Origin of the sequence: Pseudolabrys sp. (assembly GCF_035943735.1) — a bacterium.
Taxonomy (GTDB): Bacteria; Pseudomonadota; Alphaproteobacteria; order Rhizobiales; family Xanthobacteraceae; genus Pseudolabrys.
The window spans coordinates 181,164-194,913 of the sequence record NZ_DASZBV010000026.1 but is presented as its reverse complement, the minus strand read 5'-3'; the positions used below and the strand labels follow the sequence as shown (position 1 = coordinate 194,913).

Genomic DNA, 13,750 nt, shown 5'->3' with positions numbered 1-13,750 from the left:
AGGGCTTGGTGCGAGGCGGCTTCGGGCCATGGCCGGGCCGTAAACCACCGCGCGCAAATCGGCGCGATTGCCGCGGCGTGATGCGCCACAATTGCTTGCACATGACGGCCGATTGGCCTCTAAGCAAAGCAATCATGCTCGCCCGCTCCGAATTGCTCCGCATGTACTGGAAGGGCCGTCCGCTCGAGGTTCCGCACCGTCTTCGAGCGATCGTCCGCGCGCGTGAGTCGAGCATCATCGTCCTCGCCGCCGCGGTGGGCCTGCTGTCCGGCCTGGTCGTCGCGGCGATGAGCGAGTCCGTCGGGCTCATGCACCTCGTCTTCTTCGGGCTCGATCCAGGCGAGCGCCTGTCGGCACGGGCGTGGATCAACCCGGTCTACGCGTTTCTCACGCCCTGCCTGGGCGGTCTCGTGTTCGGACTGGTGTCCGCCTACATCACCCGCAAACGCGGTACCGAGGTCGACCCCATCGAGGCCAATGCCTTGCATGGCGGCCGCATGTCGTTGCGGGGCAGCCTGATCGTGGCGGCCCAGACGGTGTGGTCGAGCGGCGTCGGAGCGTCGGTCGGGCTGGAGGCCGGCTATACCCAGTTCGCATCCGGCGTCGCCTCGGTCATCGGCCGGGCCTTCCGCTTGCGGCGCGCGGACATGCGGGTCCTCGTCGGCTGCGGCTCTGCCGCGGCCATTGCCGGCGCATTCGGAGCGCCGCTTGCCGGCGCCTTCTATGCATTCGAACTCGTCATCGGCACCTACTCGATCGCGAGCCTCGCGCCGGTCGGCATTGCGGCTTTGGTCGGCTATCTCACCGCGCGCACGTTCGCGCCGCTGACCCTCGGCATCGAGGCCAACGCGGTCGCCGACGTCACGGTGCACGACGTCGTGATCGCCGCCGGCGTCGGCCTGCTTGCCGCCATGGTCGGCATCTTGTTGATGCGTGGCGTCGCCGCGTGCGAACGTCTGTTCACCCGCATGCGCATCGCGCCGGAATGGCGTCCGATGATCGGCGGCTCGGTCGTCGGCCTGCTCGCGATCATAACGCCGCAGGTGATGTCGTCGGGCCACGGCGCAATGCATCTGACCGGCATCTTCAAGCTGCCGATCGAAATGATCGCACTGATCTTCGTTTTGAAGATCGTCGCCTCGATCATCTCGCTCGGCAGCGGTTTCCGCGGCGGACTGTTCTTTGCGTCGCTGCTCCTGGGTGCGCTCGGCGGCCAACTGTTCGCCACCGGTTTCTCGGCCATCGTCCCGGGCGTCCATATCGATCCGGACGCCTACGCCATCATCGGCCTGTCGGCCCTGTCCGTCTCCGTGATCGGCGGGCCGCTGACCATGACCTTCATCGCGCTGGAGACGACCGGCGACCTGTGGCTGACCACGGCCGTGCTGATCGCCGCCATCATCTCGATGCAGGTCACGCGCGAATTCTTCGGCTACACCTTCGCCACCTGGCGCTTCCATCTGCGCGGCGAGACCATCCGCAGCGCCGCGGACATCGGCTGGATCCGCGATCTCTCGGTCGGCCAGATGATGCGCCCCGACGTGCGCACGACGCCGGCGGAGGGAACGATCTCCGATTTCCGCGAAGCCTTCCCGCTGGGCTCGACCAGCCAGGTCGTCGCGGTGGACGAAGACGGTCGTTATGCCGGCATGGTGCTGGTTGCCGAAGCGCATGCCGCCGATGTCGCGGCCGCCGACAGCCTCCGCGGGCTGCTGCGCCATAGCGACCACATGCTGCTGCCGCAGATGTCGGTGCAGGAGGCGATCGCGGCGTTTGACCGGTTCGAAGCGGAAGCGCTGCCGGTCGTCGATTCCGTCGAACGGCGGCAGGTCGTTGGCCTGCTCAGCGAGGCGCATGCCTTGAGGCGCTATTCGGAAGCCTCCGAGCGTCAGCGGCGCGAACTGCTCGGCGAATTCTGAGCCGGCTCCCCGAACTGCGTTTTACGTCAGTCGCCCGAAGTTCCGCCCATTTCGTAGGCGCCGAGATTCGATTGCGCAACGTGATGGAACGCGGGTTCGTAATCCGGAATCGGCCTGTTGAATGCGCCCAGCGCGGCCGTGAGCAGATCCACCCGATCGATATCCGCGCGCAAGTCGTCGACTGCACGGACGAGTTCGCGCTGCATTCGATCCATAACACCCTCTGCCGTCATCGCATCCTCGTTCGGGGCGGGCTTTACCGCTCGTCCCGATTTGAAAAACGATGGCCCGCGGCAATGGTTCCTGTGTCTGCTCTATGGATCAATTTATATATGGCTGCCCGCGCCGCACTCAGGCGAAGGGTTCCACGCTGCCCGGCTTGATAAGCAACATGTGAGCGCGTGAAACGATATCGCCGAAGGCCGCGGGATCAGCGCCGGTCATGAAGACCTGCGCGTCCAATGCCGACAACGCATCATAAAGCGCCGCGCGCCGGCCGGGATCGAGATGCGCGACGACTTCGTCGAGCAGCAGCAGCGGCGCCGCGCCGGTCATGTCCTTGATCAACCGCGCATGCGCGAGCACAAGGCGGATGAGCAGCGCCTTCTGCTCGCCGGTCGAGCAATTCGTTGCCGGCATGTCCTTTGCGGCGTGCGTCACCGCGAGGTCGGACAGGTGCGGTCCATCGAGCGTGCGCCCGGCGGCCGCGTCGCGCGCGCGATTGTCCTTCAGCAGCGCGCGATAGCGGTCCTCGATGTCGATGGCGCTGTGGTCCGGCAGCAATTGCTCCATCCACCCCTGCAGCGCGATGGTGGCACCGGGAAACTCCGGCGCGTCGTTGCGCGCGTCGGCGAGCGCGGCCGACAAGCGCGCCACCGTTTCGGAGCGCGCCGCCGCGACGGCGACCGCGACTTCCGCGGTTTCGTGCTCGACCGCGTCGAGCCAGTGCGGATCGCTGCGCGGATCCTCGAGCAGGCGGTTGCGCGACCGCAACGAGCGCTCCAATGCCGACACGCGGCTCGCATGCTGCGCGTCGACGGCGAGCACGAGGCGGTCGAGGAAGCGCCGGCGCTCGGATGCAGGTCCGTTGAACAAGGGGTCCATCGCCGGCGTCAGCCAGATCACCCGCACATGGTCGGAGAAGGCCGCCGCCGAGGAGGCCGGCTCGCGGTCGATGCGATAGCGCCGCGTGGGCGAGGATTCCTCGTCGGTCGGCGGATCGACGCCGGTGCCCAGCGTGGCGAGGCCGAGCATGCCCTCGATCTCGGCGGAGATCGCCCAGCCGCCGTCGCCTTCGCTGAAGGCGAGTTCATCCATGGTGGCGCGGCGCAAGCCCCGCCCGGGCGCGAGCAGCGATACGGCTTCGATCAGGTTGGTCTTGCCGGCGCCGTTGGCGCCGGTCAGCACCACCGGCCCGGCGCGATCGAGCGTCACTTGCGCGGCGTGATAGCTGCGGAAGTTCGTCAGCGCGAGGCGGCGGATGAAGGCGGCGGTCATGACGTTGCTCTAGAGCCGCGCCGCTGCGGCTTCAAGTTGACCCGCCCTCATCCTTCGAGATGCGCCGATGCGCGACGCTCCTCAGGACGAGGCGGCAACTACACCCGCATCGGCATCAGCACGTAGAGCGCGCCTTTGGCGTCCTTGTCCTGGATCAAGGTCGGCGAGCCGGGATCGGCGAGCTTGAGGATCGCCACCTCGCCCTCGATCTGCGCGGCGATGTCGAGCAGATAGCGCGAGTTGAAGCCGATATCGAGCGGCTCGGCCTCGTAGTCGACCTCGAGCTCTTCGGTGGCGCTGCCGGAATCCGGATTGGTCACCGACAATGTCAGCTTGCTCGGCGCGATCGACAGCTTCACCGCGCGGCCGCGCTCGCTCGACACCGTCGACACGCGGTCGACGGCGGCCTCGAAGTCCTTCTTGTCGACGACGAGGTTCTTGTCGTTGTTGGCAGGGATGACGCGCCCGTAATCGGGGAAGGTGCCGTCGATCAGCTTAGAGGTCAGCACCACGTTGCCGATCGAGAAGCGAATCTTGCCGGCGGAGAGCTCGATGCCGACCTCGCCTTCGCCGGTCTCGATCAGCCGCTGCACCTCGCCGACCGTCTTGCGCGGGATGATGATGCCCGGCATGCCGGCGGCGCCGTCAGGCAGCGGCAGTTCGCACTGCGCCAGGCGGTGACCGTCGGTCGCCACCGCGCGCAACGTCGTGGCCTTGGCCGAACCGGCGGTATGCAGGTAAATGCCATTGAGGTAGTAGCGCGTCTCTTCCGTCGAGATGGCGAACTGCGTCTTGTCGATCAGCCGCTTGAGGTCGCCGGCCGGCAGCTTGAACGAATGCGTCATCTCGCCGGCGGCGAGATCGGGAAAGTCGCTCTCGGGCAGCGTCTGCAACGTGAAGCGCGAGCGGCCGGCGCGCAACGTCACCACCGCACGATCGCCGGTGCCCTCGAGCACGATCTGCGAACCGTCGGGCAGCTTGCGCACGATGTCGTAGAACATGTGTGCGGGAACCGTCGTGGCGCCGCCCGGCGACACCTCGGCTGCCGTCGTGTCGGTCACCTCGAGGTCGAGGTCGGTGGCCTTGAGGCTGAGCGCGCCCTTGTCCGCCTTGATCAGGACGTTGGCGAGGATCGGAATGGTGTTCCGCCGCTCGACCACGCGATACACATGGCCCAGCGACTTCAGCAATTCTGCGCGTTCGACAGTGACCTTCATGGAAAGACCCGCTTCGGCGTAGAAAAAACCCGGGAATCCGGGTGCCGCCGTGCCGGCCTGGCGCGGAATGCGCGGCCGGGGACCAAAGGTGGCAAGACGGGCCGGATTGCGCAAGGGCGTGTTTTTTCCCCCCGCTGCTATCCCCAGGGCGTCCACAGGCCCTTCTTCGCCATTCCCCGTTCTTACGGGGAGAGGTCGCCAGTCGTCGCGGAGCGAAGGCGGGCGGGTGAGGGGCTCTTCTGAAGATTGCGCGCGCCCCCTCACCCGGCTCGCTGCGCTTGCCACCCTCTCCCCGCAAGCGGGGAGAGGGAAAGCAGGACCTACTCCTGCAGCTGCCGCTTCAGGCCCTCGATCTCCTCGGCGAGCGCGACGTCGTTGCCGACGAGGCCTTCGATCTTGCGTACCGCGTGCAGCACGGTGGTGTGGTCGCGGCCGCCGAAGCGCCGGCCGATCTCGGGGAGCGAGCGCAGGGTCAGCGTTTTCGCCAGATACATCGCCACCTGCCTCGGCCGCACGACGTTGGCCGTGCGGCGCGATGACAGGAGATCGGAGCGGCTGACATTGTACTGCCGCGCCACCACGCGCTGGATGTCCTCGATCTTGACGCGCTTGGGCTCCTGCGGACGGATCAGGTCGCGCACCTCGCGCTCGGCCATCTCCAAGGTCACCGTGTGGCCGGTGAGCTTGCTATGCGCGAGCAGGCGGTTGAGCGCGCCTTCGAGGTCGCGGCCGTTATGCGTGACGGTCTTGGCGATGTAGGACAGCACCGGCTGCGGCACGTCGAAGGTCGGATGATGCCCGCGCGCCGCCATGACACGGGCCTTGAGGATCTCGAAACGGAGCTCCTCGCCGAGGCCGCCCATCTCGACGACTAGGCCGCCGGCGAGCCGCGAGCGCACGCGGTCGTCCAGGCTTTCGAGGTCGGACGGCGGACGGTCGGAAGCGATCACCACCTGCCGGCCGGCGTCGATCAGCGCATTGAGCGTGTGGCAGAACTCTGCCTGGGTCGACTTGCCCTGAAGAAACTGCAGGTCGTCGATCACCAGCACGCCGATGCCGCGCAGCGACTCCTTGAAGGCGAGCGCGGTCTGCGTGCGGATGGCCGAGACGAACCCGTACATGAATTTCTCGGCCGTGAGGTAGAGCACCTTGCGCTCGCCGGTGGCATTGCCCGCCCAGGTGATCGCCTGCAGGAGATGCGTCTTGCCGAGGCCGACGCCGGCATGGATGTACAGCGGGTTGAACATCACCGGATCGGTGCGCTTGGCGGTCGCCACCTGCTTTGCCGCGGCTTGCGCCAACGTGTTGGAGCGGCCGACGACGAAGCTGTCGAAGTTCAGCCGCGGGTCGAGCGGCGAGCCGCCGAGCGCCTCGTGGATGTTCGCGTCGCCGGGCATGATCGGCCGCCCGTGACCGTTGTAGCGGCCGGCATCGCCATGGCCATTGACCGCGGCCGGCGCGGCCTCCGGACGGGGTTTTGCCGGGACGGCGTTGCGCAGCACCGCGGAGCGCACGATCAACTCGATGCGGCCGACCTTGGCGTCGTGCGCCTGCCAGCAGGCGAGCACGCGCTCGGCATAGTGCGACTGGATCCAGCTTTTGAGGAAGCGCGTCGGCACCGACAGCCGCACCGTGCCTTCCTCGAGCGCTTCCAGATCCATGCGCGCAAACCAGCTCGAATAGACGTCGTCACCGACATCGGCGCGCAGGCGCTCCCTGACCCGTGACCAGCTCTCCTGATCCGCGTTCTGCATTGTGTCGTCGATCCAATAGATAGAGTGAATGGGGCGATGGGGTTGCTTGGCAATAGCGGACAGCCGCTCACGCGCCGGGAACAGACGCAAACGCGACCACTCGATGATGGCGTGGGGAATTCGAGGTCAGAAGACCGTCGCTCTCACGGCACCCGCTTGCTAAACGACAAATTCGTCAGACAGAGGGCGGTGAGGCCGTGGCCAGCGCGCCGACGGTATGGCGCCGGGCTAAACGCATACAGTAAGACGGGGGAGCCAAGGAGAGAGTGCTCGGCGAAGTCAGCATCGAAGTACAACGTCCGGCGACGTCGGGATTGCTCACCGAAAGTCTCCTGGCATTCGTCATCTCGAAACCCCCTCTGTCTTCGCGGGCCTAACGACCCGTCTCGAAATTCGCGCGCCTGCTCGTCGCAGTCCGGCCGCCTTATCGCGTCTGCGATTGTCTGCGATCGCGCCGCACGGCGTCTTGGTCCATGATGCAGCCGGTAACGACATCGGTGAAGTCGAACGCTGTCACGAGAACTCGCAAGGCAACAAACAGCCATTCCCATCCGCCGATGAGCTCAGGAGCACACCTTTGTTTCTGATCGCGCGCGGCGAGTGCCGTGCGCGGGATCGAATGTACACGAGCGAAGTTGTGCAGCAATGGTTTTCGTACGCCAGCGTTCGGAGCATGACGCGAAAGCGGCACTGGTGTTGCGTTTTTGCTGCGCTGCGCCGCGTTGGCAACACGTTGACGAGTCGCGAAGAATTTCCGACCGTTTCAACAGCAACGTGTGGTTCGGCGCGTGCGCGAAAATTTTTGCTGCGGCGACCGCGTCATACGGCTGCTTTATGAGGAATCTCGGGTCCCGTCCCGGCGTGCCGATTAACTTGTTCGTCCGGCTTCGATTTTTCTGCGCGTTTTGCCGACTAGCCAGTTGCAAAAACCCCTATGGAATAAGGGTTGACGAGGCGCCTGCGGTTATTTCCGCTGGTAAAATCGGAGCACCCAGAGGGTCATGACGCAGCAATGAAGGTTTTACGGCGCAACGAAAACACCCGCCGGCTTGGACCGACGGGTGAACAAAGAGCGATGGGAGAGTTTCGAGCGGTATAACGCAGTTCAGAACGCCGCCGCCAAAGGCGCGGCGTCCTGCGCTTACTTGCCGATCTTGGCGATGCGGTGCGCCAGGCGCGAGACCTTGCGGCTGGCATTGTTCTTGTGAACGACACCGCGCTGCGCCGCGCGCATGATCACCGGCTCCGCCGCCTTCAGCGCGGCCGCCGCGGCAGTCTTGTCGCCGGAGGTGATCGCTTCCTCGACCTTACGCATCGACGAGCGCAGCACCGAGCGGCGCGCCTTGTTGACTTCGGTCCGACGCGCGATCACGCGCGTGGCTTTGCGGGCGGACTTGGTATTGGCCATCTGTTCTCTCGTTCAACGGGCTGGCGCTCACGGCGCGGACGCTTGTATCCGCGAAAAGCGCTCGAAATCTGAATAGGGTAGGCCGGAGGCACGAAGACCCGCAGCCAAGGCCGAGGCTTATAAAGAGGCGCCGCGCGCCCGTCAACGCCCGCGGGACCGGCCGGTTCAGGCCACTTTGCGGGCGCGGACGCCGTCGTAGCCGGCGGTCACGGCGGCGCGGTCGGCGGCGGAGAAGGGGGCCAGCGGCGGCTTCATGCGGCCGAGCGCCTGGTCGCCGTGGATGTGCGCCAGCAGAGCCTTCACCCCGGAGACCAGCGGCTTGCCTTCGAACAGCTTGCGGATCGTCACCGCCGCGTCGAGGGAGGCGGCATCGCCGCTCGCCCAGGCGCGCTGGCAGAGATCGGCGTTGAGATTGGCGGTCGCCGAGATGCAGCCGGCAAAGTCGCCGCGCCTCGCGTCGAACAGCGCGGCTTCTGTCGACGGGAACACGGCGAAGCCCGGCTTCACGGCGGCGGCGGCGCGGGCATAGTTCATGTCGCCGGAAGAATCCTTCAGGCCCACGATGCGGGTCGGATGCGCTTTCAAGAGCCGCTCGATCAGCGCGCGGTGCCAGGGCAGGCCCGACATCGCCGGGTAGTGGTAGAGATAGAGCGGGATGGGCGTGGCGGCGGTCGCCTGCACCAGGACGTCGATATAGGCGGCCAATCCGTCGTCGGGCACACCCTTGTAATAGAACGGCGGCAGCACCAGCGCGCCGGCAAAGCCGAGTTCGGCCGCGTGCTTCGTCAGCGCCACGGCGTCGCTGACTGCCGCGGCGCCGGTGCCGACCATCAGCCGGTCGAGCGGCAGACCATTACTCTTGTACGCGTCCATCACCGCCTTGCGCTCGGCGAGCGAAAAAGAGGTCGCCTCGCCGGTGGTGCCGAGGACGTTGAGCCCGTCGCAGCCGTTGTCGAGCAGGAAGCGGGCGAGCTTCATCGCGCGCGCAAGATCGGGCGCGCCGCTCTCCTCGATCGGCGTGGCGATGGCGGCGATCACGCCGGACAGGGTCTTGCTCAAAACGCGTCTCCTTTGTCGTCGCGCGCTGTCTTAGCCGCTGACGTTGTACGCCGCCAGTGCGGCCATCGTGACGATCTGGCTGTCCTTGGCGCCGAGATGCACGATCTGCACCGGCCGGTCGAGGCCCACAAGCAGTGGTCCGATGACGGTGGCGCCGCCCAGTTCCTGCAGCATCTTGGTGGAGATCGAGGCCGAGTGGAATGCCGGCATCACCAGCACGTTGGCCGGCCCCGACAGGCGGCAGAACGGATAGGCGGTCATCAGTTCCGGGTTGAGCGCGACGTCGGCGGCGATGTCGCCGTCATATTCGAAGTCGACGCGGCGATGGTCGAGCAGCTTCACCGCCTCGATCACGCGCGTCGAGCGCTCGCCTTGAGGGTGGCCGAAGGTGGAGAAGGCGAGCAAGCCGACGCGCGGTTCGTAGCCCATCCGGCGCGCGACGCCGGCGGCCTCCACCGCGATGTCTGCGAGCTCTTCCGACGTCGGCATCTCGGTGACGGCGGTGTCGGCGACGAGCACGGTGCGGCCGCGTGCGATGACCATCGACAGGCCGATGACCCGATGCCCGGGCTTCGGGTCGATCACGCGCCGCGCATCCTCGAGCGCCACCGAGAAGTTGCGGGTGACACCGGTGACCATGGCGTCGGCATCGCCGAGCGCCACCATGCAGGCGGCGAAGTGGTTGCGGTCGGTGTTGACCAGCCGCTGGCAGTCGCGCAGCAGGTAGCCTTTCCGCTGCAGCCGTTCGTAGAGGTAGTTGGTGTAGACGGTGTTGCGCGTCGACAGGCGGGCGTTGTGGACCTCGATGCCCTCGCCGAGCTCGATGCCGGCTTCTTGCGCCGCGGTTTTGACGCGGTCCTCGCGGCCGACCAGCAGTGCTGTGCCGAGGCCCTGGTGCACGAAGCTCGCCGCGGCGCGGATGACCTGCTCCTCCTCGCCTTCCGCGAAAACGACGCGCTTGGGGCTGCGGCGCAGCCGCGCATAGACCTGCACCAACGAGTTGGCCACCGGATCGCGCCGCGCGGAAAGCTGCTGGCGGTAGGCGTCCATGTCCTCGATGGGTTTGCGCGCGACGCCGGTGTCCATGGCCGCCTTCGCCACCGCCGGCGGCACGTACCAGATCAGCCGCGGATCGAACGGCACCGGGATGATGTAGTCGGGCCCGAACTTCGGCCGCGCGCCGTAGACCGCGGCGACTTCGTCCGGCACGTCTTCGCGCGCGAGATCGGCCAGCGCCCGCGCCGCCGCGATCTTCATCTCCATGTTGATCGTCTTGGCGCGCACGTCGAGCGCGCCGCGGAAGATGAAGGGAAAGCCGAGGACGTTGTTGACCTGGTTGGGATAGTCGGAGCGGCCGGTCGCCATGATGGCATCATCGCGCACCTCGGCGACTTCCTCAGGCGTGATTTCCGCGTCCGGATTGGCCATGGCGAAGATGATCGGCTTGGCCGCCATCGACTTGATCATCTCGGGGGTGAAGGCGCCCTTGACCGAGAGGCCGAAGGCGACGTCGACACCCTCGAAGGCGTCTTTCAGCGTTCGCTTGTCGGTCTTGATCGCGTAGGCCGACTTCCACTGGTTCATGCCTTCCGTGCGGCCGGCGTAGATGACGCCCTTGGTGTCGCAGAGGATGAGGTTTTCGGGGCGGAAGCCGATCGAGCGCAGGAGCTCGAGGCAGGCGATGCCGGCGGCGCCGGCGCCGTTGCATACCAGCTTGGTGGTGGCGATGTCGCGGCCAGTGATGTCGAGGGCGTTCAGGAGGCCGGCGGCGGCGATGATAGCAGTGCCGTGCTGGTCGTCATGGAAAACCGGGATGTCCATCAGTTCGCGCAGCCGCTGCTCGATCACAAAGCATTCCGGCGCCTTGATGTCCTCGAGATTGATGCCGCCCCAGCCTTTGCCGAGCAGCTTGACGCAATTGATGATCTCGTCCGGGTCCTTGGAGTCGACCTCGAGATCGATAGAATCAATGTCGGCGAAGCGCTTGAACAGCACCGCCTTGCCTTCCATCACCGGCTTGGCGGCCAGTGCACCGCGATCGCCCAGTCCCAGGATGGCGGTGCCGTTGGTGATGACGGCGACGAAATTGCCCTTGGTGGTGTAGTCGTAGGCCTTGCTCTCGTCCGCGGCGATGGCCAGCACCGGCACCGCGACGCCCGGCGAATAGGCGAGCGACAGGTCGCGCTGGGTCGCCATCGGCTTGGTGGCGATCACCTCCAGCTTGCCGGGCCGGCCGACGGAGTGAAACTGCAGGGCTTCCTGCTCGGTGAAGGTCGGACGCGGCGGGCCGGAACGCTTTGCGGACATGATCACTCCAACTGACGGGCCTTCTATCGGGCCGAGGCCGGACCCTACCGGAACCGGCCCGTATCCCTCAAGGCGAGGCGGGCAGAGCGGGCCCGCGTCAGGCGCAGGACGCCCTGCGGCGGCGACGATGGTTGAATGCCGGCGCGGCGCAGGGTAATCCCTGCGGGGGGTACGACGGGGTGCGGCAGGATAATCGATGATCCGCTTTCTGCTTCGGTTTTTGGGGCTTATCTGCCTGGCTGCCGCCTTCATTCTGGCCATCTACGACGGCACCAAGTCGATCGCCGCCAGCCGGGTGTTCCTCACCAGCGTGCGCACGCTGTGGGAACTAATCAACGCCAATAGCCTGATGCAGGTGAAGCCGCTGCTGACGCCCTATGCCGGCGGCATGCTGTGGGATCCGGGCATGGTGTCGATCCTCAACGCGCCCGCCTTCACCTTACTCGCCTGCGTCGGCATCGTGCTGCTGATGCTCGGGCGCAGGAAGAAGCCGCTGATCGGTTACGCGCGGTCGTAAAGCAGCTCGCGCCGCTGTGAAGCGCTCGCACGGCCTCCCCCGCAAGACGTGATCGCCGACCGCATTCCGCCGCCGCGGGCGCGCCCCTATATTTGGCGCGACACACGGGGAGATCAGATCATGTTCGGCTTCAAGAAGGTGACCATGCCGACGTCCGCCGAGGCGCTGCCCGGCCGCAGCGCGGCGATCCCGACGGCGGAGGCGCATTTCATCAACACCCATGCGCTCAAGGGGCCCTATCCGGCGGGGCTGGAGACGGCGATGTTCGGCCTCGGCTGCTTCTGGGGCGCCGAACGCAAGTTCTGGGAGCTCGGCGACGGCGTCTATGTCACCGCGGTCGGCTATGCCGGCGGCCTGACGCCCAATCCGACCTATGAGGAGGTCTGCTCCGGCCGCACCGGGCACAACGAAGTGGTGCTGGTCGTCTTCGACCCGAAGAAGATCAGCTACGAGGCGCTTCTGAAGACCTTCTGGGAAAGCCATGACCCGACGCAGGGCATGCGTCAGGGCAACGACATCGGCACGCAGTATCGCTCCGGGATCTACACCTTCACGCCGGAGCAGAAGAAGGCGGCCGAGGCCTCGAAGGCGATGTTCGAGGCCGAGCTGAAAAGAAAGGGCTACGGCGCCATCACCACGGAGATCGTGGATGCGCCGCCGTTCTACTTCGCCGAGGACTATCACCAGCAGTATCTGGCGAAGAACCCGTTCGGCTACTGCGGTCTCGGCGGCACCGGCGTGTCCTGCCCGATCGGCACGGGTGCGAAGCTGCAAGGCGCGACCGCCTAGGAGCGCCGCGAGCACGGCGCGCTCCCTCTCCCCCCGCTCGCGGGGAGAGGGTCGGGGTGAGGGGCATTTTTCAGAGGCTCAGACGTGCGACTCCGGCCCCCTCAGCCGGCCGTTCGCGCTGCGCTTGGCGGCCGGCCTCTCCCCCGCTAGCGGAGAGAGGTGATGTCTGGTGACACTTCCTTAACCATATAAAGCGTTAATCGGGCTCGCTTTCCTTTTGAAAAGGCCCGGATTCGGTTGATGCGGGGTGTTCTTCGGCTTACGGCGGCTCTGATTGCGCTCGCTCTGGCGGGCTGCATGCATCATGAGCAGAGCTATTACATCGTCGATCCGACGACCGGCCAGCCTGTGCCGGTGGTGCAGCAATATCAGCAGCCGCAATATGCGCCCGGCTACGCCGCGCAGGCCTATCAACAGCCGACGCCGCAATATGCCGACGGCAACCGCGGCCTGTTCTCGTCGTCGCCGGCCAGGGCGCAGCAAAGCTATGCCCAGACCTACACCGCGCCGGCTTACGCGCGGCCATCGGCCGCTCAGCCGCAATATACGCAGCTGCCGGCTCACCCGGCCGATTCGTCCAATCGCGGCCTGTTCACCTCGTCGCGCAACACGGCGCCTGCCTATGCCGCGCCGGCCTATCCGCAACAGACCTATGCGCCCACGACGTATCCGCCGCGGACTTATGCGGCCCAGCCCGCCTATGCCGCGCAGCCTGCTTATGCCGCGCCGAAGCGCTATGCCGCACCGACGCAGAGCTACGCCTATGCCGCGCCGGCCGCCGCGCAGCCCGCGTACACGCTCGATTCCGGCGACAAGCTGCGCGTCGTGGTGTTCGGCCAGGACGGCATCACCAACAGCTACATTGTCGGCGCCGACGGCAACGTCAGCCTGCCGCTGGTTGGCGCGGTTCCGGCGCGCGGCTTTACCACCGCGCAGCTGTCGCAGATGATCTCCGAGCGGCTGAAGCAGGGCTACGTGCGCGAGCCGCACGTCAGCGTCGAGGTCGAGACCTATCGGCCGTTCTTCATTCTCGGCGAGGTAACGACGCCCGGCCAATATCCTTACGTCGCCAACATGACGGCGGAGACCGCGGTGGCGATCGCCGGCGGCTTCTCGCCGCGCGCCGACAAGCGCAAGATCGAGTTGACGCGCAATGCGCCCGGGCAGACGTTCAAGGGCGACGTGCCACTCAGCTATCCGATCCGCCCCGGCGACACGATTCAGGTGAAGGAACGCTGGTTCTAGCCGGCGGCGCCATAAAAATAAAAAAAAAGCCCCGGCGT

The 13,750-nt window shown here is 66.4% G+C and carries 11 protein-coding genes; 4 read left to right on the top strand and 7 right to left on the bottom strand.

Going from position 1 to position 13,750, the window contains the following annotated elements:
• Positions 1 to 134: 134 nt before the first annotated feature.
• Positions 135 to 1,919 (top strand): chloride channel protein, encoded by a 1,785-nt coding sequence (locus VGV41_RS20390; RefSeq protein ID WP_326865929.1) that lies wholly within the window; start codon positions 135 to 137, stop codon positions 1,917 to 1,919.
• 26 nt (positions 1,920 to 1,945) lie between these two features.
• Here the strand turns inward: VGV41_RS20390 and VGV41_RS20385 are convergent, their stop codons facing one another.
• The 7 genes from VGV41_RS20385 to VGV41_RS20355 all read right to left on the bottom strand — a co-directional run bounded on the left by VGV41_RS20385 (position 1,946) and on the right by VGV41_RS20355 (position 11,161).
• A complete protein-coding gene (locus VGV41_RS20385) occupies positions 1,946 to 2,125 on the bottom strand; it encodes a hypothetical protein (protein WP_326865926.1) in 180 nt (59 codons plus the stop codon).
• Between the two features lie 145 nt (positions 2,126 to 2,270).
• Complete coding sequence (gene recF / locus VGV41_RS20380; protein WP_326865924.1) at positions 2,271 to 3,416, bottom strand: DNA replication/repair protein RecF; 1,146 nt, start codon at positions 3,414 to 3,416, stop codon at positions 2,271 to 2,273.
• A gap of 98 nt (positions 3,417 to 3,514) precedes the next feature.
• A complete protein-coding gene (gene dnaN / locus VGV41_RS20375) occupies positions 3,515 to 4,633 on the bottom strand; it encodes a DNA polymerase III subunit beta (RefSeq protein WP_326865922.1) in 1,119 nt (372 codons plus the stop codon).
• Positions 4,634 to 4,953: 320 nt separating this feature from the next.
• Entirely contained in the window at positions 4,954 to 6,387 is a 1,434-nt protein-coding gene (dnaA, locus tag VGV41_RS20370) for a chromosomal replication initiator protein DnaA (protein ID WP_326865921.1), read from the bottom strand.
• 1,141 nt (positions 6,388 to 7,528) lie between these two features.
• Positions 7,529 to 7,795 (bottom strand): 30S ribosomal protein S20, encoded by a 267-nt coding sequence (rpsT, locus tag VGV41_RS20365; protein WP_326865920.1) that lies wholly within the window; start codon positions 7,793 to 7,795, stop codon positions 7,529 to 7,531.
• Positions 7,796 to 7,960: 165 nt separating this feature from the next.
• A complete protein-coding gene (locus VGV41_RS20360) occupies positions 7,961 to 8,854 on the bottom strand; it encodes a dihydrodipicolinate synthase family protein (RefSeq protein WP_326865918.1) in 894 nt (297 codons plus the stop codon).
• 30 nt (positions 8,855 to 8,884) lie between these two features.
• Positions 8,885 to 11,161 (bottom strand): NADP-dependent malic enzyme, encoded by a 2,277-nt coding sequence (locus tag VGV41_RS20355; protein ID WP_326865916.1) that lies wholly within the window; start codon positions 11,159 to 11,161, stop codon positions 8,885 to 8,887.
• 196 nt (positions 11,162 to 11,357) lie between these two features.
• Here VGV41_RS20355 and VGV41_RS20350 point away from each other — a divergent pair, with 196 nt between their 5' ends.
• From VGV41_RS20350 to VGV41_RS20340, 3 genes are all read left to right on the top strand, one after another.
• The gene (locus VGV41_RS20350) at positions 11,358 to 11,678 is read left to right on the top strand and encodes a hypothetical protein (protein WP_326865914.1); all 321 of its coding nucleotides are present in this window, start codon (positions 11,358 to 11,360) and stop codon (positions 11,676 to 11,678) included.
• Between the two features lie 120 nt (positions 11,679 to 11,798).
• Entirely contained in the window at positions 11,799 to 12,467 is a 669-nt protein-coding gene (gene msrA / locus VGV41_RS20345; RefSeq protein WP_326865912.1) for a peptide-methionine (S)-S-oxide reductase MsrA, read from the top strand.
• Between the two features lie 240 nt (positions 12,468 to 12,707).
• A complete protein-coding gene (locus VGV41_RS20340; RefSeq protein ID WP_326865911.1) occupies positions 12,708 to 13,712 on the top strand; it encodes a polysaccharide biosynthesis/export family protein in 1,005 nt (334 codons plus the stop codon).
• Positions 13,713 to 13,750: the final 38 nt, after the last annotated feature.

Coding starts and splice junctions, on each gene's coding strand:
- rpsT (WP_326865920.1), bottom strand. CDS start 7,795: ATGGCCAATACCAAGTCCGCCCGCAAAGCCACGCGCGTGATCGCGCGT.
- dnaN (WP_326865922.1), bottom strand. CDS start 4,633: ATGAAGGTCACTGTCGAACGCGCAGAATTGCTGAAGTCGCTGGGCCAT.
- msrA (WP_326865912.1), top strand. CDS start 11,799: ATGTTCGGCTTCAAGAAGGTGACCATGCCGACGTCCGCCGAGGCGCTG.
- VGV41_RS20340 (WP_326865911.1), top strand. CDS start 12,708: ATGCGGGGTGTTCTTCGGCTTACGGCGGCTCTGATTGCGCTCGCTCTG.
- VGV41_RS20355 (WP_326865916.1), bottom strand. CDS start 11,161: ATGTCCGCAAAGCGTTCCGGCCCGCCGCGTCCGACCTTCACCGAGCAG.
- VGV41_RS20350 (WP_326865914.1), top strand. CDS start 11,358: ATGATCCGCTTTCTGCTTCGGTTTTTGGGGCTTATCTGCCTGGCTGCC.
- dnaA (WP_326865921.1), bottom strand. CDS start 6,387: ATGCAGAACGCGGATCAGGAGAGCTGGTCACGGGTCAGGGAGCGCCTG.
- VGV41_RS20385 (WP_326865926.1), bottom strand. CDS start 2,125: ATGCAGCGCGAACTCGTCCGTGCAGTCGACGACTTGCGCGCGGATATC.
- recF (WP_326865924.1), bottom strand. CDS start 3,416: ATGACCGCCGCCTTCATCCGCCGCCTCGCGCTGACGAACTTCCGCAGC.
- VGV41_RS20390 (WP_326865929.1), top strand. CDS start 135: ATGCTCGCCCGCTCCGAATTGCTCCGCATGTACTGGAAGGGCCGTCCG.